Source organism: Microvirga aerilata (genome assembly GCF_016743775.1).
GTDB classification, from domain to species: Bacteria; Pseudomonadota; Alphaproteobacteria; order Rhizobiales; family Beijerinckiaceae; genus Microvirga; species Microvirga aerilata.
This window is the reverse complement of sequence record NZ_JAEQMY010000005.1, coordinates 1-16,123: the sequence shown is the minus strand read 5'-3', so window position 1 is coordinate 16,123 and position 16,123 is coordinate 1. Positions and strand designations below refer to the sequence as shown.

13 protein-coding genes are annotated in these 16,123 nt (G+C 67.2%); 3 read left to right on the top strand and 10 right to left on the bottom strand.

Annotated features, from left to right (window positions below; genetic code table 11):
* The 3 genes from addB to trxA all read left to right on the top strand — a co-directional run bounded on the left by addB (position 1) and on the right by trxA (position 7,024).
* Positions 1 to 3,168: a double-strand break repair protein AddB gene (addB, locus tag JKG68_RS04830; protein ID WP_202056407.1), complete on the top strand. Its 3,168-nt coding sequence runs from the start codon at positions 1 to 3 to the stop codon at positions 3,166 to 3,168.
* Positions 3,165 to 6,599, top strand: a complete 3,435-nt coding sequence (gene addA, locus JKG68_RS04825; RefSeq protein ID WP_202056395.1) for a double-strand break repair helicase AddA — start codon at positions 3,165 to 3,167, stop codon at positions 6,597 to 6,599. The genes addB and addA overlap by 4 nt, the downstream gene beginning before the upstream one ends.
* A gap of 104 nt (positions 6,600 to 6,703) precedes the next feature.
* Positions 6,704 to 7,024, top strand: a complete 321-nt coding sequence (gene trxA, locus JKG68_RS04820; protein ID WP_036354183.1) for a thioredoxin — start codon at positions 6,704 to 6,706, stop codon at positions 7,022 to 7,024.
* 215 nt (positions 7,025 to 7,239) lie between these two features.
* Here trxA and JKG68_RS04815 read toward each other — a convergent pair whose 3' ends face one another.
* The 10 genes from JKG68_RS04815 to JKG68_RS04770 all read right to left on the bottom strand — a co-directional run.
* Positions 7,240 to 8,565 (bottom strand): bifunctional folylpolyglutamate synthase/dihydrofolate synthase, encoded by a 1,326-nt coding sequence (locus JKG68_RS04815; RefSeq protein WP_202056392.1) that lies wholly within the window; start codon positions 8,563 to 8,565, stop codon positions 7,240 to 7,242.
* 14 nt (positions 8,566 to 8,579) lie between these two features.
* Positions 8,580 to 9,488 (bottom strand): acetyl-CoA carboxylase, carboxyltransferase subunit beta, encoded by a 909-nt coding sequence (accD, locus tag JKG68_RS04810; RefSeq protein ID WP_202056390.1) that lies wholly within the window; start codon positions 9,486 to 9,488, stop codon positions 8,580 to 8,582.
* Positions 9,489 to 9,595: 107 nt separating this feature from the next.
* Positions 9,596 to 10,435 (bottom strand): tryptophan synthase subunit alpha, encoded by an 840-nt coding sequence (gene trpA, locus JKG68_RS04805; RefSeq protein ID WP_202056388.1) that lies wholly within the window; start codon positions 10,433 to 10,435, stop codon positions 9,596 to 9,598.
* 144 nt (positions 10,436 to 10,579) lie between these two features.
* Positions 10,580 to 11,800 (bottom strand): tryptophan synthase subunit beta, encoded by a 1,221-nt coding sequence (trpB, locus tag JKG68_RS04800; protein WP_202056385.1) that lies wholly within the window; start codon positions 11,798 to 11,800, stop codon positions 10,580 to 10,582.
* Between the two features lie 75 nt (positions 11,801 to 11,875).
* Positions 11,876 to 12,535 carry a phosphoribosylanthranilate isomerase gene (locus JKG68_RS04795; RefSeq protein ID WP_202056383.1) on the bottom strand — a complete coding sequence of 220 codons (660 nt, stop codon included), beginning with the start codon at positions 12,533 to 12,535 and terminating at the stop codon, positions 11,876 to 11,878.
* A gap of 10 nt (positions 12,536 to 12,545) precedes the next feature.
* On the bottom strand, positions 12,546 to 13,493 hold the full coding sequence (gene lhpI / locus JKG68_RS04790; RefSeq protein WP_202056381.1) for a bifunctional Delta(1)-pyrroline-2-carboxylate/Delta(1)-piperideine-2-carboxylate reductase: 948 nt from the start codon (positions 13,491 to 13,493) through the stop codon (positions 12,546 to 12,548).
* Positions 13,494 to 13,502: 9 nt separating this feature from the next.
* On the bottom strand, positions 13,503 to 13,847 hold the full coding sequence (locus tag JKG68_RS04785) for a lipopolysaccharide assembly protein LapA domain-containing protein (protein WP_202056379.1): 345 nt from the start codon (positions 13,845 to 13,847) through the stop codon (positions 13,503 to 13,505).
* Between the two features lie 16 nt (positions 13,848 to 13,863).
* The gene (gene ihfB / locus JKG68_RS04780) at positions 13,864 to 14,178 is read right to left on the bottom strand and encodes an integration host factor subunit beta (protein ID WP_202056375.1); all 315 of its coding nucleotides are present in this window, start codon (positions 14,176 to 14,178) and stop codon (positions 13,864 to 13,866) included.
* Positions 14,179 to 14,204: 26 nt separating this feature from the next.
* Positions 14,205 to 15,170: a signal peptide peptidase SppA gene (gene sppA, locus JKG68_RS04775; protein ID WP_202056374.1), complete on the bottom strand. Its 966-nt coding sequence runs from the start codon at positions 15,168 to 15,170 to the stop codon at positions 14,205 to 14,207.
* 444 nt (positions 15,171 to 15,614) lie between these two features.
* A partial coding sequence (locus tag JKG68_RS04770) for a S1 RNA-binding domain-containing protein (protein ID WP_202056364.1) occupies positions 15,615 to 16,123 on the bottom strand: 509 nt, incomplete at its 5' end.

The window sequence follows — 16,123 nt, the reverse complement described above, 5'->3', positions numbered from 1 at the left end:
GTGTCCAGCGTACCGCGCGTTTTCTCGATCCCTCCGGGTTGCGCCTTTCTGCCGACCCTGGTGGACGCGCTGCTGGAAGGCCGCCTCGTCGGCCCCCTGCCCGATGACCCCGCCGGTCTCGCCGATGTCACGATCTATGTTCCCAACCGCCGAGCCACCCGCGCGCTGATCGCGCTGCTTGCCGAGCGCGGCAACGGACGCGCGCAACTCCTGCCGCGCATCGTGCCGCTCGGCGAAACCGACGAGGCCGAGTTCGAGCTCACAGGGCTGGAGGGCACGCCGCTGCAGGAGGCCGCAAGCCTGAAGCCTCCGATCCCGCCCCTGGAGCGCCGCCTCATCCTGACCCGCCTCGTGCAGCGCTGGTCGGCGGAGGTCGACCGCGCGCTGCTGCAGCTCGGCCCGGGCGTGCCCTTCATGGTGCCGGCCTCGCCCGCCGATGCGGTGAACCTTGCGGGCGATCTCGAGACCCTGATGGATGCCTTCACCACGGAAGGGATCGATTGGCATGCCCTCGAACTCGCGGTGGATGCGGATTATTCCGAGTACTTCCGGATCACCCGGCACTTCGTGCAGATCGCCAGCGAGAACTGGCCCAAAATTCTCGCCGACCGCCAAGCAAGCGATCCAGCCGAGCGGCGCAATGCGCTGCTGGAAGCGGAAGCGCGGCGCCTTGCCCGCGAGCGCCCGGAGCATCCGATCATCGTGGCGGGCTCCACGGGCTCGGTGCCGGCCACCGCCAGCCTCATGGGCGTGATCGCGCGCCTGCCCAAAGGCGCCATCGTGCTGCCCGGCCTCGACACCGATCTCGACGAGGAGAGCTGGTCCGCCATCGGCGGCGCCGGCGACGACGAGACCGATCCGGTGCACGGTCATCCGCAGGCATCGCTGCGCCGCCTTCTCGACAGGCATCTGCGCATTTCGCGCTCCGCCGTCACCGTTCTGGGCGAACTGCCGGCCTCCGCACGAGCCCGCAACCGGCTTCTCTCGGAAATCCTGCGCCCCGCGGACACGACGGATCGCTGGTCTCTGATCGCGCCCGAGGATCGCGTCGCCTTGAGCTGGAGCGGATGCGAGGGCCTAGCCATCGTGGAGGCGATGGACGAGCGCGAGGAGGCTTTTGCCATTGCCATCGCCTTGCGCGAAACGCTCTCTCACCCGCACAGGACCGCAGCGCTCATCACGCCCGATCGCGCGCTGGCCACGAGGGTCACTGCGGAGCTCGCCCGTTGGGGCGTGAGCGTCGAGGATTCCGCCGGCATCCCCCTCTCCGACACGCCTGCCGGACGCCTTGCGCGGCTGGCGGCAGAAGCTGCGGCCGACGACTTGCGGCCGGTGCGCCTTCTGGCGCTGCTCGCCCATCCGCTCGTGCGCCTGGGCCTTCCGCGCGAGGCCGTGGAACATGCGGCAAGCGTGCTCGAAATCGGCGTACTGCGCGGGCCCGCGCCGGCGCTGGGCATCGGAGGATTGCGCGCAGCCTTGGCGAGCCGCCGCCAGGAGAACGACCACCGGACGCCTCGACCGCGCAAGCGCCTGACGGATGCCGACTGGGATCTCGCGGACGAGCTGCTGCAACGCCTCGCTGTTGCCTTCAGCACCTTCACGCCGGCCATGCATGGCGAAGGCAGGCTCGATCTCATGTCCCTCGTGGAGGATCACCGCGGGGCCGTGGAAGCCCTGTGGTCGGGACCTGAGGACGAGCCTGAGACGCAGGACGCGGATTCATCCCGCGAGGCGCTTGCGGCCCTCTTCGACGATCTGGTGCATTCCGACATCCGCGAGGAGGAGGGCCATCCGCTCGAAGGCCGTTTCGTCGATTACCCTACCTTCTTCACGGCGCTGTCCAAGCAGCGTAGTTTAAGCCCCTCGCCGCGCGCCACGCATCGCCGCCTGAAGATCCTCGGTCTCCTCGAAGCGCGCCTTCTCTCCGTCGATCGTGTGGTGCTTGGCGGATTAGACGAGGGCACGTGGCCGCCGCGCACGGTGACGGATGCGTTCCTCAACCGGCCCATGCGCACCAAAGTCGGCCTGATGCCGCCGGAGCGGCGCATCGGCCAGACCGCGCACGATTTCGTGCAGGCGCTCGGCACCCACGACGTGGTGATCACCCGCGCGCAAAAGCGCGACGGCTCGCCCATGGTGCCCTCGCGCTTCCTGCAGCGCCTGAAGGCTTTTGGCGGCAAGGATGTATGGGAGCGCATGACGAAGGCGGGCGAATATTACCGCCGCCTTGCGCGCACCCTCGACACGCCGGAGCCTGCGCCGGCGCTGCCGCGCCCGCAGCCGAAGCCCGATCCGGCGCTGTTCCCGCGCTCCTTGAGCGTCACGGAGATCGAGACGCTGGTGCGCGATCCCTATTCGATCTTCGCACGCCACATCCTCAAGCTCGATGCGCTCGATGCCATCGCGGTGGCGCCGAGCGCGGCGGATCGCGGCACGATCATTCACGACGTGGTCGGGACGTTCGCCGAAAAATACCCGAAGGCCATCCCGACTCACGCGCTGGAAGAGCTGCTTGCGCTCGGCGCGGATGCGTTCGCTAGCATCGCCGAGGCCTATCCCGAGCTCTATGCGGAATGGTGGCCGCGCTTCACGCGGCTTGCCACCGAGTTCGTGGTGTGGGAGCAGGCGCGCCGCCCTGGTCTCGTGGAGGTATATCCCGAGCGCTCCGGCAGGCTGTCGATCCCGCTGCCCGACGGCACAGTGTTCAACCTTCGCGCCCGCGCGGACCGCATCGAGCACCGCCGCGACGGCAGGTTCACCATCATCGATTTCAAAACGGGCCAGCCGCCCGGCGTGCGCGAAGTCTATGCCGGCTTCTCGCCGCAGCTGACGCTCGAAGCCATGATGCTCATGAAAGGCGCCTTCAAGGGCCTGCCAGTGGCCAAGGAGACGCCGGATCTGATCTACGTCCACACCACGGGCGGGCGCGAGCCGATCAAGCCGCGCGAACTTGGACCGACAGGCAAGGAAACGCGGACTGTTGCGGAGATCGTCGAGGAGCACCGCAAACGCTTCGAAGGCATGATCCTGCGCTATGCCAAAGGCGAAGCGCCTTACGTTTCGCGGCCCTTCCCGAAATATGCGCGCCGCTTCTCCGAATACGATCACCTGGCGCGCGTGAAGGAATGGTCTCTCGCCAGCGCCGGCGGCGGGGAGGGTTCCGAATGAGCACCGATCTGGTCATTCCGGAATACACCAAGGATGCGCAGCGCCGCGCCGCCAATCCGCGTGCGTCCGCCTGGGTGTCGGCCAATGCGGGCGCGGGCAAGACCAAGGTGCTCACCGACCGGGTCGTGCGCCTGCTGCTCAGCGGTTCGCTGCCGGGAAAGATCCTGTGCCTCACCTTCACCAAGGCGGCTGCCGCCAACATGGCGATCCGCGTGTTCGAGCGCCTGGGGCGGTGGGTCACCCTCGACGAGGACAGCCTCGTCCGGGAACTGACGGAGCTTGAGGGCGAGACGCCGACGCCTCGTCAGGTGAAGCTCGCGCGCACGCTCTTTGCCCGCGCGGTGGAAACGCCGGGCGGCCTGAAGATCGACACGATCCACGCCTTCTGCGAACGGCTTCTGCATCTCGTGCCGTTCGAGGCCAACGTGCCCGCCCGCTTTGCGGTGCTCGACGAGAGCCAGACCGACGAGATGCTGGCGCAGGCCACGTCCAACGTGCTGGCCGATGCGGCGAGTGGCAATTTTCCCGAACTGGCGGAAGCCCTCGACACGATCAGTGTCGAGGCGGTGGGGGATGCGCTCACCTCCGCCATCAACGCGGCCCTGAAATGCAAGGCGTTCCTTCACGATTCCACCGGACCCGCGCGACTTCGCAAGGAGCTCGGCCTGGCTCCCGACGAGACGCTCGAGACCGTCGAGCGCATGATGCTGGAAGGCGGAATCCGGCCGGAGGACTGGCCTTCCGTCGCGCAGGAGCTTCTGGCCGGAAAAGCCACCGATCAGAAGCGCGCCGCATCCCTTGTAGCGGCCGCCAATGCCTCCGATCCCTCCGAGAAACTGGAGAACTATCTCTCCGTCTTTCTCACGGACGGTGGGACGCCGCGCAAGGGCTCCGCGTTCCTGACGAAGGATGTGAAGGAGAGCCTGAAGGAAGAGCTTCTGCGGGAGCAGGGGCGCTTGTGGGACTTGGTCGACAAGCGCAAGGCTGCCCGCGCCGCCGAGCGCACCAGGGCGCTGTTCACGCTTGCGGCCGAAATCCACGACCGCGTCGAGCAGGCGAAGATGCGTCTCGGCGCTCTCGACTTCCAGGACCTCATCGACAAGACGCTGGCGCTGCTCTCCCGCGGCGACACGGCCTGGGTGCTCTACAAGCTCGATCGCGGCATCGACCATGTGCTGATCGACGAGGCGCAGGACACCAACCCCGAGCAATGGGAAATCCTGCGCAAGATCACGGAGGACTTCACCGCAGGCGCGGGTGCGGGCGGAGGGCGCGTGCGCACGCTCTTTGCGGTGGGCGATCCCAAGCAGTCGATCTACGGCTTTCAAGGCGCAGCCCCCCAGCAATTCGAATCCACGCGCAGAAGCTGGTCGCAGAAGGTGCGCGAGGCGGAGCTCGCCTTCGAGGACGTGTCCCTCACCATGTCGTTCCGCTCAGGGCGGGCCGTGCTGTCGGCGGTGGACGCCACCTTCGCGGTCGAGCGGCATTTCAAGGGTCTGTCCTTCCAGGACAGCGCTGTGGGCACCGTGCATGAGAGCGCGCGCCCCCATGCGCCGGGCCTTGTCGAGATGTGGCCAACCGAGACGCCCGCGGAAGAGGAGGAGCCCGAGGCCTGGGTGCTGCCGGTCGACGAGCCCGAGCAGCAATCCCCGCCCGTCGTGGTGGCGCGGCGCATTGCGCAGGCGGTGAAGTGCTGGACCACCAGGGGCGACGAGATGGGCCGCCTCTGGAAGGCCGGCGACGTGCTCGTGCTCGTCCGCAAGCGCGGCGCGGCCTTCGAGGCGGTGATCCGTGCGCTCAAGGAAGCGGGTGTTCCCGTGGCGGGCGCCGACCGGCTCAATATTGGCGAGCACATTGCCGTGCTCGATCTCGTGGCGGCAGGGCGCGCCGCCCTGCTGCCGGACGATGACCTCACCCTTGCCACCGCGCTGAAATCGCCCCTTGTCGGTCTCACCGACGACGACCTCCTCCGCATCGCCGCCGACCGTGGGGACGAGGAGTCCCTGCATGCAGCGCTCACCCGTCACGCGGAGGCGGGCGACGCGAAGGCAAGGCGCGGATGCGAGGCGCTGAGCGCTTGGCGCGAACTCGCCCGCGTGCACGGCCCCTTCGGCTTCTTTGCCACCCTGCTCGGGCCCCGCGGCGGCCGCTCGCAGCTTGTGGCGCGGTTGGGGAGCGAGGCGGGTGACGCCATCGATGCCTTCCTGTGCTTCGCGCACCAATCGGAGATGAACGAGACCCCATCGCTCACCGTCTTCCTCAACCGGTTCGAATCGGCCTCCCATACCATCAAGCGCGACCTCGATTCCGTGAACAACGAGGTGCGGGTGATGACGGTGCATGGCGCCAAGGGCCTGGAAGCGCCCGTCGTGGTGCTCATCGACGGCTGCGAGGTTCTGGGCCGCGATCCGCCGCTGCTTCAGCTCCAGACCGTATCCGGCGAGAAAGTCCCCGTGTGGTCGCCGGGCAAGAACTCCGATTCGGGCGTGATGGCGCAAGCCCGCGAGATCCTGCATGCCCGGGGCCACGAGGAGCACAACCGGCTGCTCTACGTGGCCATGACCCGCGCCAAGGACCGGCTGGTGATCGCGCCCTATCTGACGGGCCGCAAGGATTCGCCGCAGGAAGCCTGGTGCGAGATGATCCGCCACGGGCTCGTTCAAAAGGCGGGGGGCCTGGAGCTGGATGAGGCGCCCTATGGGCCGATCTCGGTCTGGCGGGAGGGCTCGCCGCTTGCGCGCACGCTCGCCGCCGAATCGGATGTGGCGCCGCTCGATCCCATCGACGTGCCGGGCTGGCTGTCCATGCGGGTCGAGCCCGAGCCCGAGCCCTTGCCGCCGATCCGCCCCTCCAGCGCGCTGGGCGCCGCCGACCGCATGACGCGGCCGGGCGACGGCCCCTATGCGCCCGAGGCCCGCCTGCGCGGCACGCTGGTCCATGCCCTGCTGGAACGCCTGCCGGCTTTGAGCCCGGAGCACCGGGACGCCATGGCGCGCGCCTATGTGAAGGCGCGGGCGCCGCGCTTGGGCGTCGACCTGCGGGAAGCGATCCTGGCCAATGCCCTCGGCGTTCTGGAGCACGCGGATCTGAAGCCCCTGTTCGGCGCAGGCTCCCGGGCCGAGGCCCCCATCGCCGGGCGGGTGCTCACCTCCGGGGGCGAGATCATGGTGTCGGGTCAGATCGACCGCTTGGCCGTGCTCGACCATGAGGTGCTGGTGGCCGACTTCAAGACGACAGCCCGGCCGCCCAAGCCCGGCCAACGGCCGCCGCAGCCTTATGTGGCCCAGCTTGCCCTCTACCGGATGCTGTTGGGCCAGATTTATCCGGACCGGCGCATCCGCACCTTCCTGGTCTGGACCTCGGGACCGGTGATCCACGAACTCATGGAACCTGACCTGGAATCGGCACTTACCCTCATCAAAGCGGCGTGAGGGACGGGCCTCTTGCTTGATTCCCTCGTGCCCGGTTCTTACCTTGGCCCTATAGCCGAGCGGCTCGCACTTCGAGTCGCGCTTTAAATGTCAAAGGTGATGTGATGGCGACCGTAAAGGTGACCGACGCAAATTTTGCGCAGGATGTCCTGCAATCCTCCGAGCCCGTCGTGGTCGATTTCTGGGCGGAATGGTGCGGTCCCTGCCGCATGATCGGCCCAGCCCTGGAAGAGATTTCCGACGAGATGGCCGGCAAGGTAAAGATCGCCAAGCTCAACGTGGACGAGAACCCGCAGATCTCCTCCCAGCTCGGCATCCGGTCGATCCCGGCGCTCATGATGTTCAAGGACGGCAAGGTCGTGGCCCAGAAGGTCGGCGCCGCCCCCAAGGGCGAGCTCAGCCGCTGGATTCAGGCTTCGGCTTGAGTCCATTGCGGCTTCGGAGAGACGACGAGGGGCCGAAAGGCCCCTTTTCTTTTGCCTACTGTCATCCCCGGCGAGTAGCAGGCGAGGCAAGGGGATCCACGATCAGATGCATTGATGGATCCCCTTCCCGATCCTGACGGACCGCCGGGGATGACAGTGCTGGCTGGTTTGCAGGATTCCGGATCGGCTTCGCCGTCCAGGACGACGGCTGTGATTTATTCCGGCAACGTTCCGTTCGCCGCCAGCACCTCGCCCGCCAGATAAAGCGAGCCGCAGATCAGTACGCGGGGCGGGCGGTCCCAGACGTAGTTGTGCAGCGAGGCGAGAGCCGACTCGACGCTTGCCGCCGTGGAGGTGGTGAGCCCCACGCTTCCCGCAATGGACGCAACCTCCTCGGCCGGGCGCGCGGCGATCTGGCCCGAGATCGGCACGGCGATCACCTCCCGTGCGAGGCCGGAGAAATTCTTGAAAAACGCAGCAGAGTCCTTGGTGCCGAGCATGCCGGCGATCAGCACGAGAGGCGCGTCGTTGCGCTCGCTCTGGTCCGCCATGGCAGCGGCAAGCACCCGGCCGCCGTCGGGGTTGTGGCCCCCGTCGAGCCAGATCTCGCAGCCGGGCGGCGCGATCTCCGGCAGGCGGCCCCGGTTGAGGCGCTGCAGGCGGCCGGGCCATTCGGCGCGGGTGAGGCCCGCCTCGAAGGCCGATGTCTCGAATCCCTCGAAGCCGGCAGCGCGCAGGGCCGCGATCGCCGTGCCCGCATTGACGAACTGGTGGCGGCCGATGAGGCGGGGGCGCGGCAGGTCGAGGAGGCCTTTTTCGTCCTGATAGACGAGGCGGCCGCCCTCCTCGTGGACGGAGAAATCCTGCTGGCCAACGAGAAGCGGTGCGGCGCCGATGCGCTCGGCCTCGTCGCGCAGGGTCTGGTCGGCTTCCAGGTAATCCTGCGGCGCAATGATCGCCGGGCAGCCGCGCTTGAAGACGCCGGCCTTTTCCCGGGCGATCGCCTTGAGCGTCGTGCCGAGATATTCCGCGTGGTCGTGCCCGATGGGCGTGACGACGGCAGCAGCCGGCCGGTCGATCACGTTGGTGGCGTCGAAGCGGCCCCCGAGGCCCACTTCCAGCAGCAGAACGTCGGCGGGCTCCTCGGAGAAGATCAGCAGAGCCGCAGCGGTCGTGATCTCGAATACCGTGATGGGCTCGCCCGCATTCACCGCCTCGCAGCGCCGGAAGGCCTCCACCAGCCGGTTCTCGGTCACGTAGCCACCGCCGCCGAAGCGCCCAAGCCGGATGCGCTCATGGAAGCGCACGAGGTGGGGCGAGGTGTAGACGTGAACGGCCAAGCCGGCGCTTTCCAGGATCGCCCGCATGAAGGCAATGGTGGAACCCTTGCCGTTGGTGCCGGCCACGTGGATCACCGGCGGCAGGCGGCGCTCGGGATGGCCGAGCTGACCCAGAAGTCGCTGGATGCGCCCGAGCGACAGGTCGATGGTCTTGGGATGCAGGGCGAGAAAGCGCGCGATCAGCGCATCGGAGGAATCCATCGCCCTGTTCTCGCTTACTCGGCCGCAGCCGCCGTGATCTCGGCGACGACCGGGGCCGCTGCGGTTTCCGCAGCCGGAGCCTTGGTGAACAGGCGCGACAGGCGCGCAATCGTCGATTTCAGCTCGTGACGATGCACGACCGCGTCCACCATGCCGTGCTCCTTCAGGTATTCGGCGCGCTGGAAACCGTCGGGTAGCTTTTCGCGGATGGTCTGCTCGATCACGCGCGGGCCGGCAAAGCCGATGAGCGCGCCGGGCTCGGCCAGATGCACGTCGCCCAGCATGGCATAGGACGCCGTCACGCCGCCCGTGGTCGGGTTGGTGAGCACGACGATGTAGGGCAACCGTGCATCGCGCAGGCGGCGGATCGCCACCGTGGTGCGGGGCATCTGCATGAGCGAGAGGATGCCCTCCTGCATGCGCGCGCCGCCGGAGCCGGCGAAGAGCACGTAAGGGGTCTTCTTCTCGAGCGCCGTCTCGGCGCCCTTCACGAAGGCCTCGCCAGCCGCCATGCCGAGCGAGCCGCCCATGAAGCCGAAATCCTGCACTGCGATGGTCATCGGCAGGTCCTCGACCCGGCCGAAGCCTACCTTGAACGCGTCCTGCTGGCCGGTCTTGGCGCGGGCGTCCTTCAGGCGGTCGATGTACTTCTTCTCATCGCGGAACTTGAGGGGATCGACGGCCACCTCCGGCAGGGCGACATCAAGCCAGGTGGCGCCGTCGAACATGAGCTGCAGGCGCTGGGTGGCGGAAATCCGCATGTGGTGGTTGGAGCCCGGGATCACCCACTGGTTCGCCTCCACGTCCTTGTGGAACACCACCTGGCCCGTCTCCGGGCACTTGATCCAGAGATTGTCCGGCGTCTCGCGCTTGTTGAAGAGCGTCTTGATCTTCGGTCGGACGACTTCGGAAATCCAGTTCATCGCTTCGATCCTCTCGTCATGGCCGGGCCATGCCCAGCCATCCGTGTCTGACCACGCCGCTGAAGGCGTGTACCCGCATCAAGTGCGGGCATGACCTTCCGTATGTATTATGCCGCCGCGCGCTTTGCCACCGAGCGCACGCCTTCGCTCAATTCCTTCACCAGGCCGGTAACGGCCTCAATGGTGCCTGCCGTTGCGCGACCCTCGGCATCGAGGGTGCCCTTCAGGGCGTCGATCAGGGCCGAGCCCACCACGACGCCGTCGGCGCCCTGCGCCACCGCCGCCGCATGCGCCCCGCTCTTCACGCCAAAGCCCACCACGACGGGAAGGGGCGTGTGGCGCTTGATCCGCTCGACCGCCGTGGCGACCTTGCCGAAATCCGGGGTCGCAGCACCCGTGATGCCGGTAATCGACACGTAATAGACGAAACCCGCCGTGTTTTCGAGCACCGCCGGCAGGCGCCGGTCGTCGGTGGTGGGGGTGGCCAGCCGAATGAAGGCAAGACCCGCCTTCAGGGCCGGCAGGCAGAGCTCGTCGTCCTCTTCCGGCGGAAGATCCACAACGATCAGGCCGTCGACGCCGGCCTTTTTCGCGTCGCTCAGGAAGCGGTCGACGCCATAGACGTAGATCGGGTTGAAATAGCCCATGAGGATCACGGGCGTGTCCGCATCCTCGGCCCGGAAGCGGTGGATGAGGTCGAGGGTCTTTGCCAGGTCCTGCCCCACCTTCAGGGCGCGCAGGCCCGCCGCCTGGATCGCCGGGCCATCGGCCATGGGATCGGTAAACGGAAGCCCGAACTCGACGATATCCGCGCCGGCCCCCGGCAGGCTCCGGAGGATTTCGAGCGAGGTTTCGGGATCCGGGTCGCCGGCCATCACATAGGTGACGAGAGCGGCGCGGCCTTCCTGGCGGCATTTCTGGAAACGGGCTTCGATGCGCTGGGTCATGGGCTGCGTCTTTAGCATGAGACATTCAGAATGAACACGCGTGTCATTCCCGGCCGGAGCGTAGCGGAGGGAACCCACTCACACGCGTCGAGCTTGGATCCCCCTCCCGGTCCTGCAGACCGCCGGGACTGACACCGGATGTCTTCAAACGATCTTTTCCTGCAGGTGCTCGGCAATCTGGAACAGGTCCTTGTCACCGCGGCCGCTGATGTTGACCACCATCAGGTGATCCTTGGGCTTTTGCGGCGCGAGCTCGATCACCTTGGCGAGCGCATGGGCAGGCTCCAGCGCGGGCAGAATGCCCTCGAGACGCGAGCAGAGCTGGAAGGCGTCGAGCGCCTCCTGGTCGGTGGCGGAGATGTACTTGACGCGTCCCATCTCGTGCAGCCAGGCGTGCTCCGGCCCGATGCCCGGATAGTCGAGGCCGGCCGAGATGGAATGGGCGTCCGTGATCTGCCCATCGTGGTTCATCAGGAGATAGGTGCGGTTGCCGTGGAGCACGCCCGGGCGGCCGCCGGAGAGCGAGGCGGCGTGCAGCTGGTCGAGGCCGTGGCCTGCCGCCTCCACGCCGTAGATCTCCACGTCCTTGTCGTCCAGGAACGGGTGGAACAGCCCGATGGCGTTGGAGCCGCCGCCGATGCAGGCGACGAGCGAATCCGGCAGGCGGCCTTCCGCCTGCATCATCTGCTCGCGGGTCTCGGTGCCGATCACGCACTGGAAGTCGCGCACCATGGCCGGATACGGGTGCGGGCCCGCCACCGTGCCGATGCAGTAGAAGGTGTCGGCCACGTTGGTGACCCAGTCGCGCAGGGCCTCGTTCATGGCGTCCTTGAGCGTCCGGGTGCCGGACTGCACCGGCACTACCTTGGCGCCCAGCATGTTCATGCGGAACACGTTGGGCTTCTGCCGCTCCACGTCCACCGCCCCCATATAGACGATGCATTCCAGGCCGAAGCGGGCGCAGAGCGTGGCGGTGGCGACGCCGTGCTGGCCGGCGCCGGTTTCGGCGATGATGCGCTTCTTGCCCATGCGGCGGGCGAGAAGGATCTGGCCCAGCACGTTGTTCACCTTGTGGGCGCCGGTATGGTTCAGCTCTTCGCGCTTGAAATAGATCTTCGCCCCACCAAGATGGTCGGTCATGCGCTCGGCGAAATAGAGGGGGCTCGGGCGGCCGATATAATGGGTCGAATAGCTCGCCATGTCGGCATGGAAGGACGGATCGTTCCGCGCCTCCTCATAGGCCTTTTCCAGCTCGAGGATGTTCGGCATCAGGGTCTCGGCGACGAAGCGTCCGCCGAACTGGCCGAAATGTCCGCGCTCGTCGGGACCGGTGCGGTAGGAATTGGGTTGGGCTTGAGCTGACACGGCCTGTCCTGCCTTAACGATCTGAGCATGTCCCGGAAAAGCGGAAACGCCTTTCCGCAGGGAATGCGTTGGCCTCTAGTGGTGTGCGGCGAATGCTGTCCGGGCTGCCTTGATGAAGGCCGCGATCCTGGCCGGATCCTTGAGGCCCGGTCCGCTCTCGACCCCGGACGACACGTCGACGGCTCTCGGCTTCGTCAGCCGGATCGCCTCCGCCACGTTGTCGGGGTTGAGGCCTCCTGACAGCATGAAGGAAACCTTGGGGTCAAGCCCATTCAGGAGGCGCCAGTCGAAGGCCAGCCCGTTGCCGCCCGGCAAAGCCTCCGCCGTGCGGGGCGGCTTGGCGTCGAGAAGGATATGATCCACGCCTTTTGCATAAGGGCTCAGCGCCGCGAGATCCGAGGCCTCCGCGATGCCCACGGCCTTCATCACCGGGCGTTTGACCATGGAGCGGATCTCGGCCACGCGCTCGGGGCTTTCGTTGCCGTGCAGCTGGATCAGGTCCGGGTTGATGGCCTCCACAGCCTGGGCGACAGCCTCGTCCGCCGGATTGACCAGCAGGACGACGCGCAGCGCCCGGCCCCTGGCCTGAAGGGACAGGCGGTGGCCGAGGTCGAGGCTCACGTGGCGCGGGCTCTTCGGGTAGCGCACGAAGCCGACGAGGTCCGCGCCGGCACTCAGGGCAGCGTCGAGGGTTTCGGGCGTGGAGAGCCCGCAGATCTTAACCAGGTTATCCATGGGAGGTATTCTACAACGTTTTCGCTAGGGAGCGCCACACCACCATCGCCGCAGCTAGGTCTTCCAGCGCGGTGCCCACCGATTTGAAGGCGGTGACGACCGCCGGGCCCCGGGGGGGCGGGCTCCTGCACAGATCCGTCAGGGTGCCGCGCACGTGATCGTCCGTGATGGCGCCCCGGTGCAGGGCCACCGCCACGTCGCCGCCCTCGGACTTCGCGGCTTCCGTATCCACGTAAACCTGCGCCCGGCGCAGGGCCTCGTCATCCGCTTCGCGCATCTTGAGATTAAAGGCGCCGACGAGATCGAGATGGGCCCCGTCCTTCAGCCAGGCGCCCTTGACGATGGGGGCCGTCGAGAGGGTGGCGCAGGAGACGAGATCGGCCCCGCGCACGGCCGCTTCCAGGTCCGTGACGGCGGTCACGGGCAGGCCTTCGCGGGCAAGCTCGGCGGCTAGGCTCTCCGCCCTCAAGGGGGTGTGGTTCCACAGCGCCACCTCGCGGATCGGCCGCTGGCTCATGTGGGCGCGGATGAGGAAAGGGGCCAGGGCTCCTGCTCCCACCATCACCATGCGGCTTGCATCCTCCCGGGCGAGGTGGCGCGCCGCCAGCGCCGAGGCGGCGGCCGTGCGCCAGGCCGTCAGGCGTGTGCCGTCGAGAACCGCGACGGGCGCGCCGGTCACGCCGTCCATCAGAAGATAGGAGCCCATCACGCTGGGCAGGTTCTTAGCGCCGTTCTCCGGAAACACGGACACGATCTTGACGCCCACGAACCCGTCCTGGGTGGCGGGACCGGTCCAGGCCGGCATGAGCAGGAGCGTTCCGTGCGCGCCCGGCCGCTCGATCTCGTGGTGATGGCGGACCGGCGTGACCAGATCGCCCCGAAAAGCCTCCGAAAGGGCGTCTATCAGGGCCGGGAAGGTGAGCGTCCGATCGATCTCGGCGGCGGAGACGACACGCATGGGAGTCGTTTAGAACCCGCGGCCCTGCGGCAGCGCCGCAGGCAGCGTCGTCGCGGGACCCTGGGCCTTCAGCTGCTCGGTCTCGTGGCGCAGCTGCCGGGTTTCGCGCCGCAGACGCCGGCGGGATTTGCGGTGTTTGCCTTGGGCGAGCCAGCTCGCCACGCCGCCGATCACCACGCCCAGCATCACGGCCGCAAAGATGACGGCAAAGAGCGGCAGCTGGGTGGCGAATTCCGGCGCCTCCTGGGAAAACGGGTCCAGGGACAGGGTGACCGGCGCGCGGTTCGCCACCGCGAGCAGGACGACCAGAATGGCGACCGGCAGGAGAATGAGCGCCTTCAGAAAGCGAATCACGAACACCTCTCGAGAGTTATTGCGCAGCTGCCGCTTTCAGCACCTTGGGAGCCGGAGCGTTGAGCCGCTGACGCATTTCCTTGCCCGTCTTGAAGACGGGAACGACCTTTTCGGAAATGGAAACGGATTGCCCCGTGCGCGGGTTGCGGCCCGTGCGGGCATCGCGCTTCTTCACCGAGAATGCCCCGAAGCCGCGCAGCTCCACCCGGTCGCCCCGGGCCAGGGCATCGGCGATGGTGTCGAGGATCGCGTTCACGATCTTCTCCACGTCGCGCTGGTAGAGATGCGGGTTCTGCTCAGCGATCTTGAGCACCAGTTCGGATTTGATCATGGAAAGGCTATATCTTTGACGTTGCTTTATTTTTCCAAAGGGTGCCAGACAGCCAGTAGGCCGTCAAGCTGAGCTGCCTGTGCGTGAGCAGAAGCACGGCGGAGCGCATCGGCCGCGCCTTCGAAGCCCAGGAGATCCACGGCCGCCGCGGTCATGGAGAACACCGAGAAGTCCCGGTCGCTGCTCGGCTCCCAATCGCGAATCGGCAGGTTCTTGGCCACGCCCTTTTCCTGCTCGAGCCAGGCGACGGCGTCGCGCTCGCTGCCGATCCGGTCCACGAGCTTGAGGGGAACGCTCTGCCGGCCGCTGAAGACCTGGCCGTTGGAGGCGGTGGCGAGCTCGCCTTCGTTCAGGCGGCGGCGCTCGCGCACCAGGGCCTTGAACCAGTCGTAGGTGTCGTTGACCACGCCCTGGATGGCGGCACGGGCTTCCGGCGAAGTCGGCTTGAAGGGGCTGGGCTCCGCTTTGAGGGGCGTGGACTTGATCTCTTCGAGCTTCACGCCGACCTGGCCCATGAGCCCCGACACGTCGGGGTATTGGAACAGCACGCCGATGGAGCCCACCAGCGACGTCTCCCGGGCGACGATATAGTCGGAGGCGATCGCCGTGATGTAGCCGCCCGACGCCGCCGTCCCGTCCACGAAGGCCACGACGGGCTTCTTCTCGGAGAGCCTGCGGATATTGCGGTAGAGCTCCTCGGAGCCCGTCGTGGTGCCGCCCGGGCTGTTGATGGAGATCACCACGCCGGACACGGAGCCGGCATTGCCGACCCGCTCCATCAGGTCCGCCAGGCGCTGGTTGCCCGTGATCACGCCGCCGACGGAGATCCGGGCGATCTGGCTCTGCACGCCGCCATAACCCAACCGGTCCGCGGCGGCATAGCCGATGGCGGTCACGGCCGCGATGAGGCCTGAAAATCCGAGCACCCGCCAGAAGGAGAGCTTGCGGCGCAGACGGCGGCGGTCGGCGATGGCTTCGGCATCGATGGACATCTGTTCGTCTCTTGCTGGGTTCACGTCGGGAATGAGGGGCAGCACCCTAGAGCGGTTCGGACGCATTATCCAGGCGGCGAACCGGAATCCGTTTCGCCTGAACATGCGTCCTGCGAAGGCAGATAGGGCAGCAAGAGACGGGGCCAACAAAAAACCCGCGCGATGGCGATGCGCAGGCTCCCGGAATGTCTGGTCGGTCGAGAATGTGGGACGTGCTTGCCTGCCCCTTGCGGAGAGGGATCGAGGGTGGGGCCGGAATGTCAAACCGCCGTGCTTCGTTCGGTCAGCATCCCGACTGCTACGCCCCCGCCCCCGTGTGGGAGAGAAGCGGCATGCTGGTTCAACCGCTCACCCAGCCACCCCTCCCCTCGAATGAGACACCCAAACAAAAATCCCCGGGCTTGCGGCCCGGGGATCCATCAGACTCCGAATGTCGGAGGCCGATTACTTCTTGTCGGTGCGGGCCTTCAGCGCAGCGCCGAGGATGTCGCCGAGCGACGCGCCAGAGTCGGCCGAACCGAACTGGGCCATGGCCTCCTTCTCCTCAGCGACCTCGAGGGCCTTGATGGAGACGGTGACGCGGCGGGCCTTGCGGTCGAACTGCGTGACGCGGGCATCGAGCTTCTCGCCGGCGGCGAAGCGCTCGGGGCGCTGGTCGGCGCGGTCACGAGCAAGCTCGTTGCGCTTGATGAAGGTGGAGAGGTCGGTGTCGACGATCTTCACTTCCAGGCCGCCGTCCTTCACCTCGAGAACCTCGCAGGTGACGATCTGACCCTTCTTGATCTCGCCGGCTTCGGCGAAGGGATCGCCCGCAAGCTGCTTGATGCCGAGCGAGATGCGCTCCTTCTCGACGTCCACGTCGAGAACCTGGGCGCGCACGACGTCGCCCTTCTTGAAGTCGTCGATGACCTGCTCGCCCGGACGGTTCCAGTCGAGGTCCGAGAGGTGGACCA

Excerpts from the sequence above, each read along its gene's own strand:
- trpA (WP_202056388.1), bottom strand. The coding sequence starts at position 10,435 with ATGACCCAGCGCATCGAAGCCCGTTTCCAGAAATGCCGCCAGGAAGGC.
- ihfB (WP_202056375.1), bottom strand. The coding sequence starts at position 14,178 with ATGATCAAATCCGAACTGGTGCTCAAGATCGCTGAGCAGAACCCGCAT.
- addA (WP_202056395.1), top strand. The coding sequence starts at position 3,165 with ATGAGCACCGATCTGGTCATTCCGGAATACACCAAGGATGCGCAGCGC.
- lhpI (WP_202056381.1), bottom strand. The coding sequence starts at position 13,493 with ATGCGTGTCGTCTCCGCCGCCGAGATCGATCGGACGCTCACCTTCCCG.
- JKG68_RS04795 (WP_202056383.1), bottom strand. The coding sequence starts at position 12,535 with ATGGATAACCTGGTTAAGATCTGCGGGCTCTCCACGCCCGAAACCCTC.
- JKG68_RS04815 (WP_202056392.1), bottom strand. The coding sequence starts at position 8,565 with ATGGATTCCTCCGATGCGCTGATCGCGCGCTTTCTCGCCCTGCATCCC.
- accD (WP_202056390.1), bottom strand. The coding sequence starts at position 9,488 with ATGAACTGGATTTCCGAAGTCGTCCGACCGAAGATCAAGACGCTCTTC.
- trxA (WP_036354183.1), top strand. The coding sequence starts at position 6,704 with ATGGCGACCGTAAAGGTGACCGACGCAAATTTTGCGCAGGATGTCCTG.
- sppA (WP_202056374.1), bottom strand. The coding sequence starts at position 15,170 with ATGTCCATCGATGCCGAAGCCATCGCCGACCGCCGCCGTCTGCGCCGC.